20 protein-coding genes are annotated in these 24856 nt (G+C 72.5%); 7 read left to right on the top strand and 13 right to left on the bottom strand.

Features of this window, described 5'->3' with window-relative positions:
- Nucleotides 1-3: 3 nt before the first annotated feature.
- Nucleotides 4-513: an Lrp/AsnC family transcriptional regulator gene (locus SLINC_RS06410; protein ID WP_067427794.1), complete on the bottom strand. Its 510-nt coding sequence runs from the start codon at nt 511-513 to the stop codon at nt 4-6.
- 206 nt (nt 514-719) lie between these two features.
- Here SLINC_RS06410 and SLINC_RS06405 point away from each other — a divergent pair, with 206 nt between their 5' ends.
- A complete protein-coding gene (locus SLINC_RS06405; protein WP_067427792.1) occupies nt 720-2342 on the top strand; it encodes an FUSC family protein in 1623 nt (540 codons plus the stop codon).
- Nucleotides 2343-2452: 110 nt separating this feature from the next.
- Complete coding sequence (locus tag SLINC_RS06400) at nt 2453-3484, top strand: lactonase family protein (protein WP_067427790.1); 1032 nt, start codon at nt 2453-2455, stop codon at nt 3482-3484.
- A 126-nt stretch (nt 3485-3610) separates the two neighbouring features.
- Here SLINC_RS06400 and SLINC_RS06395 read toward each other — a convergent pair whose 3' ends face one another.
- The 4 genes from SLINC_RS06395 to SLINC_RS06380 form a co-directional block, all read right to left on the bottom strand.
- Complete coding sequence (locus tag SLINC_RS06395; protein WP_107406562.1) at nt 3611-4534, bottom strand: sirohydrochlorin chelatase; 924 nt, start codon at nt 4532-4534, stop codon at nt 3611-3613.
- A gap of 129 nt (nt 4535-4663) precedes the next feature.
- Nucleotides 4664-5650: an N-acetylglucosamine kinase gene (locus tag SLINC_RS06390; RefSeq protein WP_067427784.1), complete on the bottom strand. Its 987-nt coding sequence runs from the start codon at nt 5648-5650 to the stop codon at nt 4664-4666.
- On the bottom strand, nt 5647-6324 hold the full coding sequence (locus SLINC_RS06385; RefSeq protein ID WP_067427782.1) for a uracil-DNA glycosylase: 678 nt from the start codon (nt 6322-6324) through the stop codon (nt 5647-5649). Before SLINC_RS06385 ends, SLINC_RS06390 begins: the two co-directional genes overlap by 4 nt.
- Before the next feature lie 94 nt (nt 6325-6418).
- Complete coding sequence (locus tag SLINC_RS06380; protein ID WP_067445094.1) at nt 6419-7504, bottom strand: WD40/YVTN/BNR-like repeat-containing protein; 1086 nt, start codon at nt 7502-7504, stop codon at nt 6419-6421.
- Nucleotides 7505-7775: 271 nt separating this feature from the next.
- Between SLINC_RS06380 and SLINC_RS06375 the strand changes: the two genes are divergently transcribed.
- The gene (locus SLINC_RS06375; RefSeq protein ID WP_067427780.1) at nt 7776-8360 is read left to right on the top strand and encodes an Rv1733c family protein; all 585 of its coding nucleotides are present in this window, start codon (nt 7776-7778) and stop codon (nt 8358-8360) included.
- A 57-nt stretch (nt 8361-8417) separates the two neighbouring features.
- Here the strand turns inward: SLINC_RS06375 and SLINC_RS06370 are convergent, their stop codons facing one another.
- On the bottom strand, nt 8418-9581 hold the full coding sequence (locus SLINC_RS06370; protein ID WP_067427778.1) for an ATP-binding protein: 1164 nt from the start codon (nt 9579-9581) through the stop codon (nt 8418-8420).
- A gap of 323 nt (nt 9582-9904) precedes the next feature.
- On the opposite strand from SLINC_RS06370, the gene SLINC_RS06365 reads away from it, so the two are divergent.
- Nucleotides 9905-11050 (top strand): serine hydrolase domain-containing protein, encoded by a 1146-nt coding sequence (locus SLINC_RS06365; RefSeq protein WP_067427776.1) that lies wholly within the window; start codon nt 9905-9907, stop codon nt 11048-11050.
- A gap of 33 nt (nt 11051-11083) precedes the next feature.
- On the opposite strand, the gene SLINC_RS06360 is transcribed toward SLINC_RS06365, so the two are convergent.
- The 3 genes from SLINC_RS06360 to SLINC_RS06350 all read right to left on the bottom strand — a co-directional run bounded on the left by SLINC_RS06360 (nt 11084) and on the right by SLINC_RS06350 (nt 16724).
- On the bottom strand, nt 11084-12811 hold the full coding sequence (locus tag SLINC_RS06360) for a dolichyl-phosphate-mannose--protein mannosyltransferase (RefSeq protein WP_225988262.1): 1728 nt from the start codon (nt 12809-12811) through the stop codon (nt 11084-11086).
- Between the two features lie 104 nt (nt 12812-12915).
- Entirely contained in the window at nt 12916-14970 is a 2055-nt protein-coding gene (locus tag SLINC_RS06355) for a HEAT repeat domain-containing protein (protein WP_237281990.1), read from the bottom strand.
- Between the two features lie 98 nt (nt 14971-15068).
- Entirely contained in the window at nt 15069-16724 is a 1656-nt protein-coding gene (locus SLINC_RS06350; RefSeq protein ID WP_067445089.1) for a DNA alkylation response protein, read from the bottom strand.
- A gap of 72 nt (nt 16725-16796) precedes the next feature.
- Here SLINC_RS06350 and SLINC_RS06345 point away from each other — a divergent pair, with 72 nt between their 5' ends.
- On the top strand, nt 16797-17555 hold the full coding sequence (locus SLINC_RS06345; RefSeq protein WP_067427775.1) for a PaaX family transcriptional regulator C-terminal domain-containing protein: 759 nt from the start codon (nt 16797-16799) through the stop codon (nt 17553-17555).
- 70 nt (nt 17556-17625) lie between these two features.
- On the opposite strand, the gene SLINC_RS06340 is transcribed toward SLINC_RS06345, so the two are convergent.
- Nucleotides 17626-18420 (bottom strand): pectate lyase, encoded by a 795-nt coding sequence (locus tag SLINC_RS06340; RefSeq protein WP_067427773.1) that lies wholly within the window; start codon nt 18418-18420, stop codon nt 17626-17628.
- Nucleotides 18421-19144: 724 nt separating this feature from the next.
- Between SLINC_RS06340 and SLINC_RS06335 the strand changes: the two genes are divergently transcribed.
- Nucleotides 19145-20464: an extracellular catalytic domain type 1 short-chain-length polyhydroxyalkanoate depolymerase gene (locus SLINC_RS06335; RefSeq protein WP_067427770.1), complete on the top strand. Its 1320-nt coding sequence runs from the start codon at nt 19145-19147 to the stop codon at nt 20462-20464.
- Nucleotides 20465-20561: 97 nt separating this feature from the next.
- Here SLINC_RS06335 and SLINC_RS06330 read toward each other — a convergent pair whose 3' ends face one another.
- Nucleotides 20562-21641 carry an NADH:flavin oxidoreductase/NADH oxidase gene (locus SLINC_RS06330; RefSeq protein ID WP_067427769.1) on the bottom strand — a complete coding sequence of 360 codons (1080 nt, stop codon included), beginning with the start codon at nt 21639-21641 and terminating at the stop codon, nt 20562-20564.
- A gap of 119 nt (nt 21642-21760) precedes the next feature.
- On the opposite strand from SLINC_RS06330, the gene SLINC_RS06325 reads away from it, so the two are divergent.
- Complete coding sequence (locus SLINC_RS06325; RefSeq protein ID WP_067427768.1) at nt 21761-22114, top strand: ArsR/SmtB family transcription factor; 354 nt, start codon at nt 21761-21763, stop codon at nt 22112-22114.
- Here the strand turns inward: SLINC_RS06325 and SLINC_RS06320 are convergent.
- Nucleotides 22034-23422 carry a nucleobase:cation symporter-2 family protein gene (locus tag SLINC_RS06320; protein WP_067427766.1) on the bottom strand — a complete coding sequence of 463 codons (1389 nt, stop codon included), beginning with the start codon at nt 23420-23422 and terminating at the stop codon, nt 22034-22036. The genes SLINC_RS06325 and SLINC_RS06320 overlap by 81 nt on opposite strands.
- A 75-nt stretch (nt 23423-23497) precedes the next feature.
- Entirely contained in the window at nt 23498-24844 is a 1347-nt protein-coding gene (locus SLINC_RS06315) for an FAD-dependent oxidoreductase (protein WP_067427763.1), read from the bottom strand.
- Nucleotides 24845-24856 lie beyond the last annotated feature (12 nt).

Raw genomic sequence — 24856 nt, 5'->3', positions numbered from 1 at the left:
ATGTCAAAGCTCGTTCCCCGGCCGTGCGGCCGATGATCGTTTTCCGGCCGTACGGCCCACCGCCTCGACCAACGGCAGCAGCCGGTGCGGAACGCGCTCGCGCAACGCCACCTCGCTGCGGGTGCGGACCACCCCCGGCAGGCTGATCAGCTTCTGGATCACGTCCTCCAGATGCGCGTTGTCCCGCGCCACCACCCGCGTCAGCAGATCGCCGCCACCGGTGATCGAGAAGGCCTCGACGATCTCCGGTACGGCGGCCAGCGCGTCGCCCACGTCGTCCAGGTGCCCCTGGGTGACCTCGATGTGCACGAACGCGAGCACCGGATGACCGAGCGCGGCCGGGGAGAGCGACGGCCCCGTCCCGGTGATCACCCCGTCCCGCTCCAGACGGTCGAGGCGGGCCTGGAGGGTGCCCCGGGCGACCCCGAGGACGCGGGCGTACTCACGCACGCTGGTGCGGGGCTGCTCCAGCAGCAGCCGCAGGATGCGGGTGTCGAGCTCGTCCACGGCCATGAGGTGCCCTTTCCTCGCGCGTGGTCCGTTGGCCCGCCGATGGCCGGGCCGAGACCGATATGTCTGTGCCAATGGTCCAGCCTACTCGGCATCGCTTGAGCCGACAGTGGCTGTGGTGCTGCAATGGAGCCGTCGATGGCGCTGCGGACCTCCGCGGCGCCTTTTTCATGCCGATGTCCAAGGGTCGGAGAAGGGGCGGAGAAGCAGTGCTGAAGAGGGTGTTCGTGGCGCCGGACCCGGGGCGGGCGCGGCTGCGTTCCGCGGTGCGGGCCGTGCTGGGCATCACGGCGGCGGTCGTGCTGTGCACTGTGGCCGGGCACTCGCTCGCCGCCGCCGTCACCGGCGGACTCGCCGCGCTGCTCGCCCTGTTCACCGTCACGGACGCCACCGTCCGCGGACAGGCGGTCACCACCGCCCTGCTGCCCCTGGTCGGCCTGCCCGTGCTCGCCGCGGCGGCCGAACTGCACGACCACCCCGTCGCCCGCGACCTCACCTTCCTCGCGGTGATCGGCGCCGGCGTGTACGCGCGCCGCTGGGGTCCCCGCGGACACAGCCTCGGCGTGTTCGCCTTCATGACCTTCTTCGTGGCGCAGTTCCTGCACGCCACCACCGACCAGCTGCCCGAGCTGTACACGGCCGTCCTGCTGTCCCTGGCGGCCGCCGCCACCGTGCGCTTCGGCCTGTGGTGCTACGAGCGGCGCCTGCCCCCTGCCCCCGTGCCCGCCCCGTCCGGCGGCAGCGGCCTCGCCCGCGTGACCACCCGCCAGGCGATCCAGGCGACCGCCGGCGCGGGCTTCGCCCTCGTCGTGGGCCAACTGGTGTCCGGACAGCGCTGGTACTGGGCCGTCGGCGCCACCTGGTGGATCTTCGTCAACACCGCCTCGCGCGGCGAGACCCTGGTCCGCGGCTTCCGCCGGGTCCTCGGCACCGTGATCGGCATCGGCCTCGGCCTGCTCCTCGCCGTCCCCCTCGACGGCGCCGCGCTGCCGACGGCCGCGCTCCTGGCCGCCTGCGTCTTCGGCATCTTCTACACGGCCGCCGTGTCGTACACCTGGATGATGCTCTGCGTGACCCTCCTCGCCGAGCTCCTCTACGGCCTGCTCGGCGTCCTCGACCCCGCGCTGCTGGCCCTGCGGTTCGCGGAGACCGGGGTCGGCGCGGTCGGTGCCGTCCTGGCCGTGCTGTTCGTGCTGCCCATCACCACCCACAAGGTCACCGACGCCTGGATCCAGCGCGCGCTGCGCTGTGTCCACGCCTGCACCGCCGAGGCCGCCGCTCGTCTGGCGGGCGTCGCGGACGCCGACCCGGCGCCGCGCGTGGCCGAACTGGAGCACCTGCTCGGCCGCGTCCGGCTGTCCGTGGCCCCGCTGGTGCATCCCCTGAACCCGATGCTCGGGCGCAAGCGCCGTGCCCGCCGCGTGCTGGCCCTGCTCGACGACTGCGCCCGCGAGATCCGCGGCCTGGTCGCGGTCGCCGCCGACCCGGCCGCCTCGCACGACACCCGGCTGACCACCGCCTGCCGACGCGTCGAGACGGCGGTCGAGGCGCTCACGGGGGGTACGTGGCACGGCGGTGACGAGGGGGTGTCCGCGGCGCCGGCCGCCACCGGCCTCGCGGACCGCCCCGCCGCCGCGCCGCCCGCGCCGACCCGTCCGCACGGCCCCGCGTCGGCCCACCCGCACGGCCCCGCCCCGGCCCAACGGCACGGCCCGACCACGGCTCATCCGCACGGCCCGGCGCTGGCTCATCTGCACGGCCTCGAACACGCCCTCGCCGAACTGGCCACGCCACTGCGGGCACCGTCGGGCTCACCCCTGGTCGGCGCCTGAACCCGCACGCTCCGGTGGGCCGCCGCATTTTTCACCCCCTTTTGGTCTAGACCTCGCATGATCGGCTGCTACCGTCGGCCCCCACGGCTCCGAACCGAGAGGGGACTGCGGTGGCAGACGACGGCAGGCGGCGACGGCGGGCCTTCATCGGCTCCTTCACGGCGGCCGGAGGCCCGGGCATCGTCACCGCGGCCGTGCACCCCTCCACCGGCGCCCTGACCGTCCTGAGCAGCCTGGACAGCCTTCCCGACCCCTCCTACCTGACCCTCTCGCCGGACGGCGGCATGCTCTACGCGGTCCGCGAGACGGCCGAGGGCGCGGTCGCCGCGTACCGCGTCACCGGCGACAAGCCGGAACCGGCCGGCCCCGCCGTACCGGTCGGCGACGGGCCCACCCATCTCGGCCTGCACGCCGGTCACGTCCTGACCGCCGACTACGGCTCCGGCAGCGTCACCGCCGTGCCCCTACGCCCCGACGGCACCCTCGCCGACGCGCCGGCCGCGGTGCTCCGCCACACCGGCTCGGGCCCGTGCGCGCCCCGCCAGCAGGGACCGCACGCGCATCACGTGCGGTCCGACCCGAGCGGGCGCTGGGCCGTGAGCGTCGACCTGGGCACGGACTCGGTGCGCGTGTGCACGCTGGCCGGCGGCGACCTGACCCTTCACCGGGAGGCCGCGCTGCGCCCCGGCTCCGGGCCACGCCATCTGGCTTTCCACCCGGACGGCGCGCACGCCTACGTCGTCAACGAGCTCTCCCCGACGGTCACTGTCTGTCACTGGAATGCCGCCGACGGCACCCTGAAACCGCTGACCGAGACCCCGGTCCTGCCCGGCGCTCCGGCCGGCGACGCCTACCCCTCGGGCATCGTCTGCTCACCCGACGGGCGCTTCGTGTGGACCGCCACCCGGGGCGAGGACGTCCTGTCCGTGCTCGCCGTCGAGGGGGACGGCCTGCGGCTGGTCGGCACGGTGCCCTGCGGCGGCCACTGGCCCCGGGCCCTCACCGAGGCGGACGGCTTCCTCTACGTCGCCAACGAGCGCTCCGGCGACGTCACCTGGTTCGCCCCGGACCCGGAGACCGGAGTGCCGCGCCGCGCGGGCGCGATCGAGGTCACCGCGGCCTCCTGCGTGGTCGTCGGCTGACCTGGCGGATGCACGGGACGAACACCCCGGTCGCGCACCGGGCAGGCTTCCGGCACGGCGAAGGGCCCGCTCCGTGGGAGCAGGCCCTTTTCGCCGTACCAACGTCGAACCCGAGGTGCGCCCGCGTCAGCGGACCGGAGCGCCCTGGGGCTGCTGCGGGGCGATGCCCAGCGCGGTCGTGTACTTGGCCAGCGCGAGCTTGCCGATGGCCGGGTAGGGGCCGAGCGCCTCGGCCGCGGAGCAGCCCGCCTCCTTGGCGGCCTCCTCGATCAGACCCGGGTCGATCTCCGGCCCTATCAGGTACGGCGCCAGCGCCAGCTGCTGCGAGCCCGAGTTCCGCAGCTGCTCGGCGACGGACGCGATCGAACCGTCCTGGTCCAGGGCCGCGGCCATCACCGGCACGGCCAGGCGCGCGGCCAGCAGCATGCCGGTGATCCCGGCCGCCTGCACGGCCTCGTCGCCACCCACCGAGGCCAGGATGATGCCGTCGGCGGCGGTCGCGACCGTGAACAGCCGGGCGCGGTCGGCGCGGGCCAGGCCGGACTCCGACAGCCGGACGTGCAGCGCCTCGGCGAGCAGCGGGTGCGGGCCGAGCACATCGGTCAGGTCGGCCGCGATACGGCTCTCCATCACGGCCTGGCGGACCCGGCGCAGCAGCGCGCCGTCCGGACCGGCCAGCAGCGGGACGACCACGGCCACCGGGCCGTCGGGCTCCCTGACGTCCAGTCCGGCGGCCCTGGCCTGCTCGTACCGGGCGGTGCGCTCCTCGGCGGCGTACGTCAGCACGGCCTGAAGCGTGGGGAACTCCGCGTCGTCGCCGTCGAGGTACCCGATCCGGGCATCGAGGCCGGGGAGCTCGGAGCGCGCGATGCTCACGACCTCCTCGGCGAGGCTGCGGGTGGCGATGCCCGGCGTGCCCGGCACCGCGAGGACGAGCGCGGGGGCACCCTCAGGAGCCGCCAGGGGCTCCGGGCGGCGGTGCCGCCCGGGCTGGCGGGGGCGCGGCATTCGTACTGGCAGGCCGGACGCGGGCCCAGTGGGGGAGCTCATGGCGTCGCATGTTACTGGTTTCCTGGGTTCCCCTGTTCGGGGAGGGTGCAGGTGAGCGGTATCCGTCCTGTTTTGTCTGATGAGTTACGTACGGATTAGAACTGATCAGCGATTTCTCCGGTGCCCCCCTCACTCCGGCTCACTCCGGGTGCTCACCACGTGCAGCATCGCCCCGTCGCCCGGCAGGGTGAGGGAACCCGCGGCCAGATCGCTCGCGATGCGGACCGCGCCGTGCAGCGGATCGCCCTCGGTCGTCACTCTGCGTGCCTGCGGCAGCCGCTCGGCCAACTCCCTTTCCAGGGGTACGAGGAGGGCGTCACCCAGCTGGAACAGGCCACCGGTCAGGGCGACTCGGGGTTCCCCGTCGGACGGGCAGACGGCGGCCGCGGAGTCGGCCATGTGGCCGGCGGCGGTGCGCAGGATGCCGGCGGCGACGGGGTCGTGCTCGGCGCTCTCCGCCACTCGCGGGGCGAAGGACGCGAGGACGGCCGGCCGGTCCGTGCGCGGATAGATCCTGCCGGGCAGTTCGCGCGCGGAGCCGAACATCTCCTCGGCGCACGCCAGCAGCCGCGCGGAACCGCCCTGCCGTCCGTCGTGGGCCCGCAGTGCCGCCTCCAGCCCGGCCCGCCCGATCCAGGCGCCCCCGCCGCAGTCGCCGAGCAGATGTCCCCAGCCGTCCGCCCGACGCCACCGCTTCAGATCCGTGCCGATCGCGATCAGCCCGGTGCCGGCGGCGACGACCGCTCCGGGACGCGCGCCCAGGGCGCCTGCGTAGGCGGTGACCGCGTCGGCCACCAGCGCGACCGTACGGACCCCGAACTCCCTGCCCAGGGCCGAGGGAAGGTCGGCCCGCAGGGCGTCGCCCAGCGTGGCCAGGCCCGCTGCTCCGACGACGGCGGTGGCCGGCACGGAGACGCCGGCCTCGGCGATCGACGCGCGTACCAGCGGCGTCAGCCGCTCCATGAAGTGACCCGGGTCGATCCCCCGCTCACCGGTGCGCACCGGCTCCCGGGACTCCCGTCCGGCCCGGACACCGCCCGCGAGGGAACCCACCACGACGCGGAGGCCGGAGCCGCCGGAGTCGACGGCGAGGAATCCGTCCCCCGCACCGGTCATGGCAGGCGCCAGTCCACCGGCTGTCCGCCCTGTCCGATCAGCAGGTCGTTCGCCCGGCTGAAGGGGCGTGAGCCGAAGAACCCGCGGTCCGCCGACATCGGCGAGGGGTGCGCCGACTCCACCGACGGCAGATGACCCAGCAGCGGGCGGAGATTGCGGGCGTCCCGGCCCCACAGGACCGACACGAGCGGCTTCCCGCGCGCCGCCAGGGCGCGTATGGCCTGCTCGGTGACCTCCTCCCAGCCCTTGCCGCGGTGTGCCCCCGGGCTGCGCGGCGCGGTGGTCAGCGCCCTGTTGAGCAGCAGCACGCCCTGCTGGGTCCACGGCGTCAGATCACCGTTCGACGGCTGCGGCAGACCCAGGTCGGTGCCCAGCTCGCGGAAGATGTTGATCAGGCTGCCGGGCAGCGGACGCACCTCGGGCGCGACCGAGAACGACAGCCCCACCGCGTGCCCCGGCGTCGGGTACGGATCCTGTCCCACGATGAGGACCCGTACCTCGTCGAAGGGCTGCTGGAAGGCCCGCAGGACATTCGGCCCGGCGGGGAGATAGGTGCGTCCCGCGGCGATCTCCGCGCGCAGGAAGTCGCCCATCTCGGCGATCCGCCCGGCGACGGGTTCCAGGGCCTTCGCCCAGCCCGGTTCGACGATTTCATGCAACGGTCGTGGTGCCACGGGCGTCACCCTACTGCCGTACACGGCACGGGGATCAACCGGTGGCCAACGCCCGGACCCGACCCGGTCGGAAGCGGTCGTAATGCGGTCCGGTTCATCCGACCACCGCGGCCCTGACGCACAGCACGTCCGGCAGATGCGACGCCAACTGCCGCCAGCTGTCACCGTCGTCGGCCGACGCGAACACCTCGCCGTTGCGGTTGCCGAAGTACACGCCCGCCGGATCGGCGTCGTCCGTGCACAGCGCGTCCCGCAGCACCGTGCCGTAGTGGTCCTCCTGCGGCAGGCCCGCCGTCAGCGGCTGCCAGCTCTTGCCCGCGTCGGCCGTCCGGAAGACCCGGCACCGCCGGCCGGCGGGGACCCGGTCCGCGTCGGCGGTGATCGGGAACACGTACGCCGTGTCGCCCCGGCGGGGGTGGGTGGCGGCCGCGAAGCCGAACGTGGAGGGCAGGCCCTCGCCGATGTCCGTCCAGTGGGTGCCCGCGTCGTCGCTTCGGTACACGCCCCAGTGGTTCTGGAGATACAGCCGGTCCGGATTGGCCGCGTCCCGTGCGACCTTGTGCACGCACTGGCCGAACTCCGGGTCCGGGTCGGGCAGGAACACCGCGGAGACACCGGAGTTGGACGGCTCCCAGCTCGCGCCCCCGTCCTTCGTACGGAACACTCCGGCCGTGGAGACCGCCACCGTCACCGCGCGCGGGTCGCGCTTGTCGGTGAGCACCGTGTGCAGGCCCTCACCGCCGCCGCCCGGCACCCATTTCGACCGTGTGGGGTGCTCCCAGAGGGGACGGACCAGCTCGAAGCTCTCGCCGCGGTCCTCGGAGCGGTACAGCGCGGCCGGTTCCGTGCCCGCGTACACCACGTCCGGCTCCGCGGCCGCCGGGTGCAGCTGCCAGACCCGCTCCAGCGAAGCCTCCGTGTCCTTGGGGAACTTGACGGCCGGCTGCGCCGGTTCCGTCCAGGTGCGGCCCAGGTCGTCGGAGTGGAACACGGAGGGGCCCCAGTGCGCGCTGTCCCCGCCGGCCAGCAGCCGGGGACGGTCCCCACGTGTGTCGATGGCGACCGAGTACACGGCCTGTGCGTTGAAATACGGGCTTTCGTCGAACTCCCAGGCAGCGCCCCGCCTGCGCCCGATGAACAGGCCCTTGCGCGTGCCCACGGCCAGCAGTACCTCGGTCATGCCGATCACCTCCGCGACGACTTTGTCCCAGACACCCGCCAGTCTGCACCCCACCACTGACAGTCACCCCTGGAAAGGGCTTCACCGCAGGTCAGCGCGGCGATGGTAGCGGGCCGGGGCGTTCGGCGGGCCGCTTTGCGGAAGATGCCGCACGGGGGTGGGGAAGGCGTGGCACCGTCGATCGGGAAGCCCGCTGTGAGCATCCCGGACACGGCTCCCGTATGGGAGAGCGGTCCGGCATGTTCGCGCGCACGTGAGGAGGATGCCTTCGATGGCGTTCCGTGGTTCGCAGGTGTGGTTCTGGCGCTGGCGGCGCAATCCGCTCAAACGCCGGGCCGACGCGGTGGAGGCCTGGGTGGTGCTCGGCGCCTGGACCCTCACCGTCGTCGCCGGAGTGCTCGCCGGCCTGGGCATCGCCCGCTCCGTCGAGCACGAGCTGGCCCGGGAACGCGTCGAGTGGCGTCCCGTCACCGCCCACCTCACCGAACAGGCCCCCGGGACGGCCACCAGGCAGTCCGTGACGTCGAGCGGCGACCGGGTCTGGGCCAGGGTGAGCTGGACCGTGCCGGACGGATCCGCGCGCACCGGCCAGGCCCGGGTCGAGCCCGGGAGCGCCGTGGGCAGTCCGGTCACCGTCTGGACCGACCGCGAGGGCCGTCTCGTCACCCGGCCCGCCACCCCCGACCAGGCCCGCCTCCGCGCCGCCATGATCGGCACCCTCCTCGGCGTGGGCGCCGCGGCCGTCCCGTTCGTCGGCGGCCGCGTCCTGTGCGGCCGTCTGGAACGCCGCCGTATGGAGCAATGGGACGCGGAGTGGGCCCTGTTCGGCCCCTTGTGGGGGCGTACGACCGGCTGAGGGAAAGGATTCAGCACACGCGACGGGCTGGTCGCGCGGGCGCTGTGCCGCGGCGGTTCACGCGCGCGGGTGCGGCTCGGTGCGAACGATCTGCTTGACGATCGCCGCGGCCCGTTCCGGGTGCTCCTCGAACCAGTCGACGAGATGGTCCCGGACGGCCTCCCCGACGCAGGCGCGCACCGTGACGTCGCCCAGCAGCCCGCTGGTGGCGCCGAGGAACTCGGGGCGGTCCAGCTTCACCGACACGATCGCGGTGAGGCCCTCGCCGATCCGGTCGGCCGCGGGATCGGGATCCGCATCCGTCAGCAGTCCCCGCCGGCGCGCGTAGGCGGTGACGGCGGCCGCAAACCCGTCGCGGAAGCCGTCGAGGTGCGTCCCGCCCTCGGCAGTGGCCCGGCTGTTGGCGAAGCCGCGCACCCGCCCTGAGTGGAAGCTGCTCCACAGGACGGCCACCTCCATCGTCCCCGCCATGCGCGGGTCCTCCCGCTCGAAGCTGATGACCTCCGGCTCCAGGCCCGTCCCCGTCTCCGCGTCGAGGGCGGCCACGACGTCCCGTACCCCGTCCGGGAACCGGAAGCGCACCACCCGGGCTCCTCGGGCCGGGCGTTCGTCCGTCAGCGAGATCTCCAGACCCGGGTTGAGGAAGGCCAGCTGCCGGAAACGCTCCGCCAGCACGCCGAACGAGCACATCGTCGTCTCGAAGATCTCGGCGTCGGGCCAGAAGGCGAGGGTGGTCCCTGTGCCGGTCGCGGGTCCCACGACGACGGGCGGGGCGAGAGCCGCACCACGCGCGTGCTCCTGGACCCGGCGGACCCCGTCACGCCGTACCTCGGCCGTCAGCCGGCTCGACAGGGCGTTCACGACGTGGATCCCCGCACCGAAAAGGGCCACCCCCACGACATGCCGGCCGCTGGGCGCGGGCTCGGTGCGCAGGCCGGTCAACCGGTCTTCGAGCCCCGGCCCACCGCTCTCCCCGACGGCCCGCGCCTCGAAGGGGACCCCCGGCCCGTCATCGGTGACCCGTACCCCGCCGTCGGACGTGAGTGTGACGTCGACGGAACACGCCCCCGCCCCCGGTGTCTCGTTCACGGCCCGGCTCACGACCTCGAACACCATCTGATGCAGGCCGCGTTGCGTGACCGAGCCGATCCACATCCCCGGCCGTTTGCGAAAGGCCTCCGGCCCTTCCAGCACCTCGATCCGGGCAGTGTCGTACTCCATGCCGTCCCCCCTCATGAAAGCCCCCTCCTACGGCGACCGGTAGAGCACCCAGGCTAGCCAGAAACCAGGAAAACACCAGGTCAGGACCACCTTGCCGAGGTCCTGGACGGGCCGGTCGGGGCCTGCCGGGAGAGGACCGGCCCAGGGAGCGCGCAGCGCGTCCGGAGGGTGTCAGGGGCCCCGCCGAGGCCGTGTACGCCCCTGTCACGGAGGCCCCTGAGGCCGCTGATTCCGGTACGTGGCAGGGCGCGTGACCGATGACTTTCCGCGGCGCCGGAAGTCGTACTGCCCGCGACCACATCGCCCCGACCGGAAGGCCACCGATGAACGCTCCGCACGACACCCTGCACCGGTACGTCGACGACGGGAGGGTGCCCGGCGCCGTCGCCCTCGTCGCGCACGGCGACGACGTCCAGGTGGTGACCGCAGGCTCTGTGGACACCGAGGGCACCGCACCGATGGTGAGGGACTCGATCTTTCGCATCGCGTCCCTCACCAAGCCGATCACGGCGGCGGCTGTCCTGATGCTGGTGGAGGAGGGGCGACTGGCGCTGGACGCGCCGGTCGAGGAGTGGCTGCCGGAGTTGGCGAAGCCGAGCATGGTGCGCACCCCCGAGGCCCCGGTCGACGACGTCGTCCCGGTGGCCCGGCCGATCACTGTGGAGGACCTGCTCAGCTCCCGCGCCGGCTGGGGGTTCCCCGACGACTTCTCCCTCCCCGCGGTGCAGGCCCTGTTCACGGTGCAGAAGGACGGCCGCGCCCTTCAGGACTGGCCGGACCACGACACCTGGCTCGGCCTGCTCGCACAGGTGCCGATGGTGAGCCGGCCCGGGGACGCCTGGCTGTACGGCACTTCCTCGGACCTCCAGGGCATCCTGGTCGCCCGGGCGTCGGGCCGCAGCTTCCCCGACTTCCTTGCGGAACGGATCTTCGAGCCGCTGGGCATGAACGACACGGCCTTCGAGGTCCCGGAGGCCAAGCGGCACCGCTTCACCTCGGCCTACTCCCCGTCCCCGGACGGATCCCCGGAACTGGTGGACGCCCCCGACGGACAGTGGAGCCGCGTCCCGCGCTTCCACTCGGGCGGCGGGGGCCTCGTCTCCACCGCCGACGACTGGCTGTTCTTCGCCCGCATGCTGCTCGGCGCGGGCGAGGCCGACGGCCACCGCCTCCTCACCCCCACCTCGGTCGGCCGCATGACCACCAACCACCTCACCGCTGCGCAGCGAGCCGACTCCACCCTCTTCCTCGAAGGCCAGGGCTGGGGCTACGGCGGCCAGGTCGACGTCAGCCCGGCCGAACCGTGGCACGTCCCCGGCCGCTACGGCTGGGTGGGCGGCACGGGTACGACGGCGCACATCCTCCCGTCCAGGGGAACGATCGCGATCCTCATGACACAGGTGGCGATGGAGAGTCCGACCCCGACACCGCTGATGCGGGACTTCTGGAGCGGCGTGGCGGACAACTGAAGCCCTCCGGACCCCTTTTCGTGACGGATCGCCTCAGACCCAGGTGTCGAGCCACATCCTGGCGCGCCAGTCCGCGTACGGGATCGTCTGTGCCGTGTAGATCGGGAACAGGTAGATGAAGTTCCAGGCGATGAGCAGGACCAGCACACCCGCGGCCACCGCGCCCCGCGCACGGCGGTCGGCGTTCGCCCCCGGTGGACCCAGCAGCGCGCCGATCATCATGGTCACGGCCAGGCACAGGTACGGCACGAAGGCGACGGCGTAGAAGGAGAAGGTCGTGCGGTCCTGGTAGAGGAACCACGGGAGATAGCCGGCGCCCACCGCGCACAGGACGGCGCCGGCGCGCCAGTCGCGGCGCAGGGCCCATCGGTACAGGAGGTACGCCAGGGCGCCGCACGCCGACCACCACAGCAGCGGTGTGCCCAGGGCGAGGATCGTCTGCGAGCAGTCCGTCGTGGCGTGGCAGCCGTCGGTGCCCGGTTTCGACGACTGGTGATGGAACAGCACGGGGCGGCCGAGGGCGAGCCAACTCCAGGGGTTGGACTCGAACTCGTGCGAAGCGTGCAGGTCCACGTTGAACCGGTAGACCCCCTGCTCGTAGGTCCAAAGGCTCCGCAGCGGGGCCGGGATCCACGACCAGGCGCCGCCGCGGTCGTCCGCCCAGTGACGTCCGTAGCCGTTGTCGGACAGGAACCAGCCGGTCCAGGTCACCAGATAGGTCACCACGGCGACCGGGACTAGGGAGAGGACCGACCAACCGAGATCCTTGCGCAGCACCGCACGGTACGGATGGCGTGCCCCGGCGACGCGGCGGGCACCGACGTCCCACAGCACGGTCAGGATCACGAAGAAGGCCAGGAAGTACAGGCCGTTCCACTTGGTCGAGGCGGCCAGTCCCAGGAAGAGACCGGCCGCGAGCCGCCAGGGACGCAGTCCGGTCCCGGCGCGGTCGCCGGTGTCCCGGTCCGGGCGCGCCCAGCCGTCCCGGTTCACCGGCAGGGCCGCCGCGAGGCGGGCCCGCGCGTGGTCCCGGTCGAGCAGCAGACAGCCGAACGCCGCCAGAACGAAGAACATGACGACGAGGTCGAGCAGGGCGGTCCGGCTCATCACCAGATGGAGCCCGTCCAGTGCCAGCAGCGCACCGGCCAGGCAGCCCAGCGTCGTCGACCGGAACAGGCGGCGTCCTATTCGGCACAGCATCAGCACCGACAGCGTGCCCAGGACGGCTGTCATGAAGCGCCAGCCGAAGGGGGTGAGTCCGAACATCCACTCGCCGAGGGCGATCACCCACTTGCCCGTCGGCGGGTGCGCGACGAAGCTCCCGGTGTCGGACAGGGAGATCACCTGAGGGTCCGCCAGGATCTGCGGGTCGGCGATCTTGCGGTCCGGCCAGGTGCCCTCGTAGCCGAGGCGCAGTACGGACCAGGCGTCCTTGGCGTAGTAGGTCTCGTCGAAGACGACCGCGTGCGGACTGCCGAGCCGCCAGAAGCGGAGCGCCCCGGCCATGACGGCGACGAGCACCGGCCCCAGCCAGCCCATCGCCCCCGCGAGGCGCCCCGCCGGTGCCGGTGGCACCAGGCCCAGGAGCTCCCAGGGGCGGGTCCGCGGCTCCGGGAAGGGCGGAACCAGGAGGTCACGGGTGTCGGTGCGGGGATGTCCGACATGACCGAACAGGCGTAGCCGTGCCCGCCAGTCGTGGGGTGCCGCCGTCGGACGGAGGTCGTCGAGGATATCGGGACGCGGCGCGCTGCTACTCGTCACAGGATGACCATAAGTAATACTCCGCACCATCATCATCGCGGACGGCGGTCCGCGAGCCCGTGTCGGCGGCCCGCGGACGTCGACGGCGTCCGAACCGGCCGCATTCACCCGCCGGCGACCACCTCCCGGCACAGCCCCAGCAACCGCTCGTCCTTCAGGATGTCGTGACTGCCGAAAGCCCCGGGTGACGCCAAGTGCCGTCGACGCGAGGACAGTTCCGCGTCGACCAGATCGCGCAGGGGTGTCGCTGCCCGCCCCATCGCGACGACCTGCTCGGCGACGGCCCGGCGGGTGGACGGGGCCTCGCTCCAGGCCCGGCGCAGCACCGGAAGGACGGGTTCGGCGTCCGCGTCGATCCGCCACAGGGCGTAGGCGGCCGCCACGCGTTCCCCCGGGTCATCGGACGTCGTCCCGCGGCGCAGGGCGGCCGAGGCGGGACGGGCCTGTGGGCCCAGCCGGGCCAGTACCTCCGCGGCCTGTCGGCGCCGCCGGGGCTCGCCGTCCGCCAACTCCCGCACCAGCACGGGCAGGACGACGGACGCGTCCTCCTCCACCTCCCACAGCGCCCGTGCCGCCGCCCCCGCGTCCCCGGTGTCCAGCAGCCTCCGCAGGGCCGGTACGGCCTCCCGCGCGGCGGACCCGAACAGGCCCAGCGCACGGACCGCGTACCCCGTGTACGGCTCGCCGGGGGAGAGGCCGGCCTCGCCGTGCACGAGCCGCATCACCTCCGGCAGGGCCTCCCGGTCCCCCAGGGCGACGACCGCCGACAGCAGCGGTACGGCGAGGGCACGCCCGGCGGCCGAGTCGACGGAGATCGCGCCCAACCGCTGCCGTACGAGGGGCGCGAGCGGCGCCGCGGCGCGGCCGAGAGGGACGATCACCTGCCCCAGCTCCCCGGGTACGGCCCCTCCGGCCAGCACCTCGGCGAGCATCGGGACCGCCCGTGGATCCCCGCTGCCCGCAAGGGCCTTGAGCGGGCCGCCGAGTGCGGTCGCCCGGCCCTCGCACCGGCGCACCCACAGTTCCGGCCGTGCGGTGACGAGCGTGGCCAGCCGGTCGGCGGCGGGTGCGGCGAGGCCGAACAGATCGGTCAGGACGGACACCGCCGCATCACGCAACCGGCCCTCCTCCGCGGCCAGTTGCTCCCCGATCAGCGAGACGAGGCGGACATGGTCGATGCGCCACTCCCGCAGCAGTCCCGCCGCCATCCACACCCCGTTGCACCGGTCGGCCGGGTCCGGGCCGGTCAACTGTCCGTCCAGGAGGGCGATCCGGTCGTCCACCCGGTCACCGAGCGCGCTGTGCAGGGTCCGCAGCAACCACGAGCCCTCCTCGTCCGAGGGGCGCAGCCGCTCCAGACGGCCGACGAGGGTGTCCGCCCCGGGCGTCCCGGCCTCCTCCCGGCCTGCGGGGCGGGCCGCCGAGCGCTGCCTGAGGAGCCGGACGACGAGGGGCACCAGGTCCGGCGGGAGGCGATCGGGCGCGCAGTCGGCGAGCTGCCCGAGCGCGGCGAGCCGCAGCCCCGGCCCGTACATCGGCGCGCTCTGGGCGACCAGCAGCTCCAGCGCTTCGGCGGCGTGCGCGGGGTGCCGTCGCACGAAGAGGCCGAGGCTCTGCGTCAGGGAGAGCAGGACCCGGTCGTCCCGTTCCACGGTGAACCGCTCGCGCAACAGGCCCAGGACCCGGGTCGGTTCGTCGAGAAACCGCACGAGTGCGGACACGGCCGTCCGGCGCACCTCGGCGTCCGCGTCCCCGGTCAGCCGGGCGAACACCTCGGCCCGCGAGCGGATCAGGGCACCCGCCCGGGACGGCGCGCCGCCCGGCCGCGATGGGCCCTCGCCGTTCCTCCGGTCCCCGACCACCCCGATGCTCACCAGCAACTCGACGATGTCGCCCCGCTCCGGCACCTCCTCGCTCCCCGCGAGCGCGAGGAGGAACGGAACGCAGGCGAGCGTCGAGTCGTACACCGTGCCCTGGTCGTGCACCACGCCGTACATCCGGTCCAGCGCGTCCTCCCGCTCGGTCCGGTCGGGGGAGGCGAGCCCCCGCAGTAGACCGGGCACGTCCTCCGCGCTGCCGTGCGCATGCCGCAGCGAGGCCCAGTCGACCTCGTCGATCCCCGTGAACACGCTGTCCTCCCAGGCGAAGTACCAACTCATCGGAGTCTGCACCACGGCACTGACAACGAAGCGGAATCGGGATGTGACTCTGTGCGAACCAGGCGAAGACGCGCCATCGAGCGGCACTACGACGGGATTTACCCCCTTTCGGGCAGAGCGCGCGTCAGGATCGCGTCCAGGTCGGCCCCGTCGGGCAGCGTGCCGAAGGAGTGCCCCCAGTCGCCGTCGAGCCGGGTCGCGCAGAAGGCGTCGGCGACGGCGGGCGGGGCGTGCCGGACCAGCAGGGAGGCCTGGAGGGTCAGGGCCATGAGCTCCACGAGCCGTCGCGCTGCCGTCTCGGACGCCTGGACCAACCGCTCCTTGAGGCGGGCCACGGCCGCGTCCAGCCGGGCGTCCGCTCCCTCGGCGAGGGCGAGTTCGCCGAACAGGGCCTCGGCGGCGCCGGACTCCCGCCGCAACGCCCGCAGCACGTCGAGCGCGTTGACGTTGCCCGACCCCTCCCAGATCGACAGCAGGGGAGCCTCGCGGTAGTGGCGGGGCATGCCCGAGTCCTCGACGTAGCCGTTGCCGCCGAGGCACTCCAGGGCCTCCGCGGTGAAGGCGGGACCCCGCTTGGTGACCCAGTACTTGCCCACGGCGGTGGCGATGCGGCGGAAGGCCGCCTCACCGGAGTCCCCCCGCACCGCGCGGTCGGCCGCACCGGCCAGTCGTAGCGTGAGGGTCGTCGCGGCCTCGGACTCCAGGGCCAGATCGGCCAGGACGTTGCGCATCAGCGGCTGGTCGAGCAGGCGCGCGCCGAACGCCGTGCGGTGGCGCACATGATGTCCGGCCTCGACGAGCGTCTTGCGCATCAGGGTCGCCGACATCATCACGCAGTCCAGCCGGGTGCAGTTGACCATCTCGATGATGGTCTTGACGCCCTGTCCCTCCGGGCCGACCAGCCAGGCGAGGGTGCCGTCGAACTCGGGCTCGGAGGACGCGTTCGACCGGTTGCCCAGCTTGTCCTTGAGGCGCTGGATGCGGAAGGGGTTGCGGTTGCCGTCCGGCAGGACACGCGGCAAGAGGAAGCACGAGAGGCCGCCGGGCGCCTGGGCCAGCACCAGGAACACATCGCACATCGGCGCCGACGTGAACCACTTGTGGCCGCGCAGCGTGTACACGCCGGACTCGGCGGTGGGCGTGGCCGAGGTGGTGTTCGTCCGGACGTCGGAGCCGCCCTGCTTCTCGGTCATCCCCATACCGGCGAGCAGACCGCGCTTGTCGGTCGGCACCCTGAGCACCGGGTCGTACTCGCGGCCGGTGAGCAGGGGCTCGTAGACCTTCGCCAGCTCCGGCTCCTTGCGCAGGGCCGGGATCGCCGCGTACGTCATCGACGTGGGGCAGCCGTGACCGGCGTCGGTGTGCCCCCACACCAGCCCGCCCGCCGTACGGGCCACATGGGCGCCGGGCGACTCGTCGGCCCAGGGGGCGCCGGCCAGGCCCTCGGCCACCGCGACCCGCATCAGGTGGTGCCAGCTCGGGTGGAAGTCGACCTCGTCGACGCGGTTGCCGTACCGGTCGTGCGTGCGCAGTTCGGGCTCGTGCCGGTTGGCGAGGTCGGCCCACTCCTGGGCCTCGGTGCTGCCGGCGACGCGTCCGAGCCGCCGGACGTCCTCCTCGGCCCACCCGGCACCCTCCCGGCGCAGCCCCTCCAGCAGGGCCGTGTCCTCGGAGGCGTCGTAGGGGGCCAGGGGAGGGGGCTGGTTGGTGACGTCGTGGGTGCGGGACGGCTCGTGCGGGAGTATCGGGAGCATGCCCTCCATGTTGCACTCTTGCTGCGGTTGTAGCAATGATGCAATACGAGGGCGCCCGTACAGTACGTGACCATGCGGAGGAACGTGTCAGTGCAGCCCGGTCGGGTCGACCTGCGGCCGCTGTCCGCACGGTCGGTCGTGCTGAGCCTGCTGCTGGGCGCGCATCCGCCGGAGATGGCGGTGAAGGACCTGGTCCGCGCGGTGGAGCCGTTCGGGGTCGGTGGATCCACCCTGCGGGCCGCGCTCAGCCGCATGGTGGCCGCCGGTGACCTTCGGCGCACGGACTCCGTACACCGTCTCAGCGACCGTCTGCTCGCCCGCCAGAGCCGCCAGGACGAGGCCGTGCGGCCCCGCACGCGCGCGTGGGACGGCGACTGGGAACTGCTCGTGATCACCGCGACGGGCCGCGGCCCCGCCGAACGCGCCGACCTGCGGGCCCGGTTGACCGCGCTGCGGCTGGCCGAAATCCGTGAGGGCGTGTGGCTGCGCCCCGCCAACCTGCGCCGCCCGCTGCCGGGTGACCTCGGCCAGGTGGCCGAGCGCTGCACCGCCCGCCCCGACCGTCCCGCGTCCGACCTCGCGGCGGAGCTGTGGCCTCTCGACGCCTGGGCGGACACGGCCCGGACGCTGCTCGCCCACATCGCCCGCGCGGACCGGCCGGCCGACCGTCTCACCGGCTTCGCGGCCGTCGTACGCCATCTGCTCGCCGATCCGGTGCTGCCGGCCGCTCTGCTGCCGGACGGGTGGCCGGGCGAGGAGCTGCGCGCCGCGTACGCGGACTACCAGAACGAGCTGGCCGGGACGGTACCGCAGCACGCCCGGCGCGCATGACGCGGCGGTCGTACGAGGCGCCGTGCGGGGACGTCTCGTACGACCGCCTTCACCTACCGCGGGCAGTGCCTCACCTGTAGGTGATGTCCGAGGTGGCGTACTTGCAGTTGGTGCTGTCCGGGCCCGTACCGACCGCGGTGGTGTTGTTGTACTTCTGGCAGGGGACGACCTTGCGACCGGAGTCGTTGAGGATCGTGATGCCCTTCAGCGTCGCCACGTCGTTGCGGTTGACGTTGATGCCGACCAGACGCGCGGTCGAACCCGTGCCGGTGACCTCGATGTTGCTGAGGTTGACCTTGCGCGTGTACTGCGTGGAGCAGTCGCCGCAGGACCGGTAGAGCGTCTTGAACTCGCTGACGGCGAAGTTGGAGATGTTCACCGTGCCGGGCCCGTTGTGCTGGAACACCTTGTCGGCGGCCTTCCTGGCGCCGCCGCCGATCACGTTGTACGTGGAACCGCCCCGGAAGGTGGCGGCGTCTTCGCCGACATCCGCCCACCACACGTTCTGGAGCGTGCAGTTGCCCTCGCAGTGGATGCCGTCGGCACCCGGGGCGCCGATGATGACGTTCTTGAGCGTCGCGCCGGCCGCGAGCTTGAAGATCGGGTCCTGGCCCTCCTCCTGGCCGCTACCGGCCAGCGCCCCGGTGCCGTAGAACTGCTTCATCCCGTAGTCCTTGGTGCCGGACACGGAGATGGTGGAGGAGGTCCCCTGGCTGCCGTTGGGGGTCGGCCAGGTGGCGGCGCTCGCCGGCGTGAGAGCACCGGATGTCATGATCATGGCAACTGAGAGACCGAGCGAGGCCATCCCGCCCACGACCTTTCGCCGGCCGAAGATCCGGCGGCGCTGCTGCGTCTGTGAAGTCATGTCCCGTTTCCTTCTCCTGGTGGGGGTCAGAGCTGCCCGCTGTCCGTGCCCGTCGTCGCCGGGGCGACGACGGAGGCGGACTCCGCCGGGCGGCTGTGGGGCGGACTGCTGGAACCGCCGGCCCGCGGACCTCGGTCGCGGCTCCACCGAGGTCGTCGCCGCGCAGGCCGGTTCATCTGCCGGAGCCGACGTCCGTCGGGCCGGCCGGTGCGGATCTTTGCGCGTGTGTACGTGGGGGGAGAGCACGCATGCGGATGCACCCCTTCAGTGATGACTGGTCGGTCATGTATCTGAATGTTGTGCTCTGTTCTGAACGCCGTACTGAAGCAATGTGACCATGGAGCCACGGAGCGGTGCGGCTCGGTCACACTGCTGAACGGAACGTAGGGGGCAAGCGCTTTCTAGTCAACGCTTTGCGCAGAACACATTCGGCCGATGCTGGTGGGTGTGCCGAGCGAATTCTTTCGACGCGTGGGAGCGCTTCCATGGCAGGCATGTGCATGCCACGATGCTCGGGCGGACGCTTCCCTTCCGAGAGGTACGGGTCGATGAGGACTTCCCTTGTGCGTACGTTCGTTCCCCTACCAGGGGATGGACCCGGCATCGAGCGGCGACTACTCACAACTGCCTTGGCGCCTGGGCCTGGTGACCCAGGCCAACTCCACCTGCTGACCGCCTCCACCCGCACCACGTCCCCCGAGCCGCGACCAGAAAGGGACCGGACGTGACCACCACCCCCCGCACCACCAGGAGACCCCGCCTGCGTACGGCGCTCGTGGCGCTCCTCGGAGCCCTGGTGCCGCTGCTCGCCGCCACCGTCCTGACCGCGCCCACGGCCGCGGCCCGCCCCCGCGCGGCCGACGCGGTGCCCACCGCGGCGCTCACCGAGGTCACCAACTTCGGCACCAACCCCAGCAATCTCCAGATGTACCTGTACGTGCCGGACAACGTCACCGCCAAACCGGCGGTCGTGGTGGCCGTGCACTACTGCACGGGCTCCGGGCCGGCCATGTACAACGGCACCGAGTGGGCCCAACTCGCCGACCGCTACGGGTTCGTGGTCGTGTACCCCTCGGTCACGCGGGCCAGCAAGTGCTTCGACGTCGCCTCGCCGCAGGCACTGAGGCGGGACGGCGGCAGCGATCCCGTCGGCATCAAGTCGATGATCGACTGGACCGTCCGCACCTACTCGGCCGACACGAGCAGGATCTTCGCCACCGGTATCTCCTCCGGCGCGATGATGACCAACGTCCTGCTCGGCGACTACCCCGACGTGTTCGCGGCGGGTGCCGCCTTCTCCGGTGTGCCGTTCGGCTGCTTCGCCACCACCAACGGCTCCGAGTGGAACAGCGAGTGCGCCAACGGCACCATCAGCCGCACCCCGCAGGAGTGGGGCAACCTGGTCCGCGCCGCGTATCCCGGCTACACCGGCCCCCGGCCACGCATGCAGATCTGGCACGGCACCCAGGACGACGTGCTGCGCTACCCGAACTTCGGGGAACAGATCAAGCAGTGGACCAACGTGCTCGGCGTCAGCCAGACTCCGGCCGCCACCGACACGCCCGCCTCCGGCTGGAACCGCACCCGTTACGGCGCCACCGGCGACCGGGCACCCGTCGAGGCAATCAGCCTCCAGGGCGTCGGACACAACCTCTACGTCAACGGCATGGCCTCCCGGGCCCTGACCTTCTTCGGCCTGGACTCCTCGGGCCCCGCACCCCAACCCCAGCCCGGCGCCTGCAAGGTGACCGCCACGACCAGTGCCTGGAGCACGGGCCTCACCGGTTCGGTGACCCTCACCAACACCGGGACGACCTCTCTCAACAGCTGGCAACTCGCCTTCACGCTGCCCTCCGGGCAGACGATCACCAACGGCTGGGGCGCCACCTACACCCCGGCCTCCGGGACCGTGACGGCGACCAACGCCGCCTACAACGCCACCCTCGCCCCCAACGCGAGCGTGACGATCGGCTACCAGGCCACCCACGGCGGCAACAGCGCGGCCCCGACCGCCTTCAAGCTGAACGGGACGGCCTGCGCCTGACACACGACGGACGACACGCCACGCGCCGATGGCCGCGGACAGCAGTCCGCGGCCATCGACGACGCGGTCGGTCACCCGGACCGGACGACACGGTCGGTCACACGGACCGGTGGTACTGGTCCGGCACATGCACGTCCCCGCCCAGTTCCCGTGCCGCGTGGCGGGCCCAGGAGGGGTTGCGCAGGAGTTCGCGGCCGAGGAGTACGGCGTCGGCCTCGCCGTTGGCGAGGATCTTCTCGGCCTGTTCGGCCTCGGTGATCAGGCCGACCGCGGCGACGGGCAGGGAGGTCTCGGCCTTGACGCGGGCGGCGAAGGGGACCTGGTAGCCGGGGCCGGTGGGGATGCGGACGCCGGAGGCGTTGCCGCCGCTGGAGACGTCGAGGAGGTCGACGCCGTGGGCCTTGAGGTCGGCGGCGAGGCGGACGGTGTCGTCCGGGGTCCAGCCGCCCTCGTCCAGCCAGTCCGTGGCCGAGATCCGGAAGAACAGCGGCTTGTCCTCGGGCCACACGGCGCGCACGGCGTCGACGACTTCGAGGGCGAGGCGGGTGCGGTTGTCGTAGGAGCCGCCGTAGGCGTCGGTGCGGTGGTTGGAGTGCGGGGAGAGGAAGCTGCCGATCAGGTAGCCGTGGGCGCCATGGATCTCGGCGACCTCGAAACCGGCGGCGAGGGCGCGGCGGGCCGCGTCCGTGAACTGGCCGACGATCTCCTGGATCTGATCCGTCGTCAGCTCCGTCGGCACCGGGTGCTTCTCGTCGAACGCGAGCGGGCTCGGGCCCAGCGGCTGCCATCCGAGCGCGTCCGGTCCCAGCGGCGCGCCGCCCTTCCAGGGCTGGTCGGTGGCGGCCTTGCGGCCCGCGTGGGCGAGCTGGATGCCCGGAACCGTGCCCTGGGAGACCAGGAAGCGCGTGATGCGGCGGAACGCCTCGACCTGGGTGTCGTTCCAGATGCCGAGGTCGTACGGCGAGATGCGGCCCTCGGGGCTGACGCCGGTGGCCTCGACGATGATCAGGCCCGTGCCGCCGGCCGCGCGGGCTCCGTAGTGGGCGAAGTGCCAGTCGTTGGGGGCACCGGCCTCCGGGCCCTCGGGCGCCGCGGAGTACTGGCACATCGGCGGCATCCACACCCGGTTGGGGATCGTCACGTCGCGCAGGGTGTAGGGCTCGAAGAGTGCACTCACGGCGGGCTCCATTCGTTACGGGACCGGAGGTCGACTCGTACGATAGGCATCGTAGTACGCCGAGTGTCAAACTACGAGGGGTCTCGTACAATGGGTGTCCCCGAACGAGTGGAGCCACCGTGACCTCCCCCGCCGTCAGCGCCCGCGATCTTCCGCATCCGGCGCGCGAGGAGATCCGCCTGGAGGGCATCCTGCACGCGCTCTCGGATCCGATGCGGCTGCGGATCGTGCGGGAGCTCGCCGCCGCGAGCGACGAGCTCACCTGCTCGTACTTCGACCTGCCCATCACCAAGTCCACGACCACGCACCACTTCCGGGTGCTGCGCGAGGCCGGAGTGATCCAGCAGATCTACCGGGGCACGGCCAAGATGAACGGCCTGCGCAGGGACGACCTAGACGGCCTCTTCCCGGGGCTTCTCGACGCCCTCCTCGATGCCGCCGCCCGCCAGGCCGTCCGGGTCGGGAGCGCCTGAAGTCCCCTTCGCCGGCAGGTGGTTGAAGAGCAGGTTGAGTGCGATCGCCGTCACGCAGCCCGCGCTGATGCCGCTGTTCATCACCGTCTGGAACCAGTCGGGGAACTTCTCGTAGATCGTCGGGACGCCGACCGGCAGGACGCCCATCGCGACCGACACGGCCACCACGGTCAGGTTGTTGTTGCCCCGGAAGTCGACCTGGGTGAGGGTCCTCAGCCCGCTGGCCGCCACCGTCCCGAACATCACCAGGCCCGCTCCGCCCAGCACCGGCGCGGGTATCGCCGCGACCACCGCGCCCAGCTTGGGCAGCAGGCCCAGCAGGACGAGGATGCCGCCGGCGGTGGCGACGACCCAGCGGCTGCGGACGCGGGTCATGCCGACGAGGCCGACGTTCTGTGCGTACGCCGTGTACGGGAAGGTGTTGAAGACACCGCCCAGGACGGTCGACAGGCCGTCGGCGCGCAGCCCGTCGGAGAGGGAACGCGCGTCGATCCGCCGGTCCGTCATCTCGCCGACCGCGATGAAGTCACCGGTCGTCTCCGTCATCGTCACCAGCGCCACGACCAGCATCGAGATGATGGCGGAGGCCTCGAAGGTCGGCGCCCCGAAGTGGAACGGCGTGCTGATCCCGACCCAGTCGGCGTCCCCGACCCCGCCGAAGTCCGTGAACCCGAAGGGCACGGCGACCGCGAGGCCCACCACGATGCCGATCAGCACCGCGACCCGGCTCAGGAACGCCGGCGCGAAACGCTGTACGCACAGGACCACCAGCAGGACGAAGGCGGCCAGCGCGATGTTCTTCGGCTCGCCGAAGTCCGCCGAACCGGCGCCGCCCGCCGCCCAGTTGCCCGCGACCGGCAGCAGCGAGATGCCGATGATCAGGATCACGGTGCCCGTGACCAGTGGCGGGAAGAAGCGCAGCAGCCGCCCGAAGACCGGGGCGAGCAGCACGATGGCGAGTCCCGCGACGATCACCGAGCCGTAGATCGCCGGGAGCCCGCCGCCCGTCGTACCGATGAGCACCATCGGGGACACGGCCGCGAACGTGCAGCCCTGCATGATCGGCAGGCGGACCCCGAAGCGCCAGAAGCCGATGCACTGGATGAGCGTGGCGATGCCGCACACCAGCAGGTCCGCGGTGATCAGATACGCCAGGTCCGCGGGCGACAGCTTCATCGCGCCGCCGACGATCAGGGGGACGGCCACGGCGCCGGCGTACATCGCGAGGACGTGCTGGAGGCCGAAGGCGGCGAGGTGTCGTACGGGGGGAACTTCGTCGACGGGGTGCACAGGGGTCGTTTGGGCCATGTCCGAGACCGTAGGCTCCTTGAACAGTTTGTTGATGTCGAGAGTGTTGCCGGTTCGTTTCCCGGTATGGGGGCCCTAGACGGTGCTGCTGTGCGCGGCGTTCATCAGTGACTGCCAGTCCGGGAGCTTGACCACCCCGCGGCCCAGTGCCGCCCCCAGCTCCGCCTCGGCTCGTTCGATGGCCTGCCAGCCGGCCCACTCGACCGGGCGGACACCCTCCGCGCGCAGTGCCGTGAGGGGGTCGTCGGGCAGGTGCTTGTGCAGGAGCGCGGCGGTGTCCTCCAGGACCGAGATCACCGTCTCCTTGGCGCACGGGCGGTTGGTGCCGATGACGCCGGTGGGGCCGCGCTTGATCCAGCCCGCCACGTACTCGCCCGGTGTCACCGCGCCCTCGCGCAGGACGCGGCCGGCCAGGTGGGGGACGGTGCCGGTGGCCGTGTCGAAGGGCAGGCCCTCCAGCGGCACGCCCCGGTACCCCACCGAGCGGAGCACCAACTGGGCCTCGATCTCCTCGAACACGCCGGTTCCGCTCACGCCGCCGCGGCCGTCCGGTGCGGTCCGCTCGAAGCGCACCGCGGCCACCCGCCCCGCGTCGGCGAGGAGTGCGACGGGGCGCAGGAAGAACCGCAGGTGGATGTGGTGGGGCGCGGTGTCGTCCGGCGGGGTGCCGGCCCAGCCGCGCAGTACCTCGACGTTGCGGCGCGGTGCGGCGGGCAGCCCGGACGGGTCGGTGTAGGCGGGGTCCAGGGACAACTCGGCGGGGTCGACGGTGATGCCGGTGCCGGGCAGGCCGCCCAGCTCGCGCAGCTCCTTGGTGGTGAAGCGGGCCTGGGAAGGGCCGCGCCGCCCCACCATGTGGACCGCGGTGACCTGGCTGGCGGCCAGCGCGGCGAGGGCCGCCTGGGGCATGTCGGTGGGGCTCAGCTCGGCCAGGCCCCGGGCCAGCATCCGGGTGACGTCGACGGCGACGTTCCCCACGCCGATGACGACCGCCGACCGGGCGCCGACCACGAATCCGTCGGTGGCCGTGTCGGGATGCGCGCTGTACCAGGAGACGAACTCCGTCGCCGACCAGCTGCCCGGCAGATCCTCGCCCGGGATGCCGAGACGCCGGTCGGTGGCGGCGCCCACGCAGTACACCACCGCGTGGTACAGCTCCCGCAGCCGGGCTGTCGGCACACCGCCGGGGCCGATCCGCACCCCGCCGAGGAAGCGCACCCGCTCGTGCTCCAGTACGGTCCGCAGGTTGTTCTGGAGCGACTTGATCTTCTCGTGGTCCGGGGCCACGCCGTACCGGACCAGGCCGTACGGGCACGGCAACCGGTCCAGGACGTCCACGACGACCTCGGAATTCTGCTGGACCAGGCTCTGGGCGGTGTAGCACCCGCTCGGCCCGGAACCGACGACGGCGACACGGAGCACGGCGGAACTCCT

The organism is Streptomyces lincolnensis (assembly GCF_001685355.1).
Lineage (GTDB): Bacteria > Actinomycetota > Actinomycetes > Streptomycetales > Streptomycetaceae > Streptomyces > Streptomyces lincolnensis.
Note: the sequence above shows the minus strand (reverse complement) of the source record. Positions and strands in the feature narration are given on the sequence as shown.

Bases quoted from the DNA above. Each gene is read 5' to 3' on its own strand.
- SLINC_RS06375 (WP_067427780.1), top strand. From the start codon at position 7,776: ATGGCGTTCCGTGGTTCGCAGGTGTGGTTCTGGCGCTGGCGGCGCAAT.
- SLINC_RS06370 (WP_067427778.1), bottom strand. From the start codon at position 9,581: ATGGAGTACGACACTGCCCGGATCGAGGTGCTGGAAGGGCCGGAGGCC.
- SLINC_RS06355 (WP_237281990.1), bottom strand. From the start codon at position 14,970: ATGAGTTGGTACTTCGCCTGGGAGGACAGCGTGTTCACGGGGATCGAC.
- SLINC_RS06395 (WP_107406562.1), bottom strand. From the start codon at position 4,534: ATGAGCTCCCCCACTGGGCCCGCGTCCGGCCTGCCAGTACGAATGCCG.
- SLINC_RS06380 (WP_067445094.1), bottom strand. From the start codon at position 7,504: ATGACCGAGGTACTGCTGGCCGTGGGCACGCGCAAGGGCCTGTTCATC.
- SLINC_RS06350 (WP_067445089.1), bottom strand. From the start codon at position 16,724: ATGCTCCCGATACTCCCGCACGAGCCGTCCCGCACCCACGACGTCACC.
- SLINC_RS06410 (WP_067427794.1), bottom strand. From the start codon at position 513: ATGGCCGTGGACGAGCTCGACACCCGCATCCTGCGGCTGCTGCTGGAG.
- SLINC_RS06390 (WP_067427784.1), bottom strand. From the start codon at position 5,650: ATGACCGGTGCGGGGGACGGATTCCTCGCCGTCGACTCCGGCGGCTCC.
- SLINC_RS06345 (WP_067427775.1), top strand. From the start codon at position 16,797: ATGCGGAGGAACGTGTCAGTGCAGCCCGGTCGGGTCGACCTGCGGCCG.
- SLINC_RS06365 (WP_067427776.1), top strand. From the start codon at position 9,905: ATGAACGCTCCGCACGACACCCTGCACCGGTACGTCGACGACGGGAGG.
- SLINC_RS06320 (WP_067427766.1), bottom strand. From the start codon at position 23,422: ATGGCCCAAACGACCCCTGTGCACCCCGTCGACGAAGTTCCCCCCGTA.
- SLINC_RS06340 (WP_067427773.1), bottom strand. From the start codon at position 18,420: ATGACTTCACAGACGCAGCAGCGCCGCCGGATCTTCGGCCGGCGAAAG.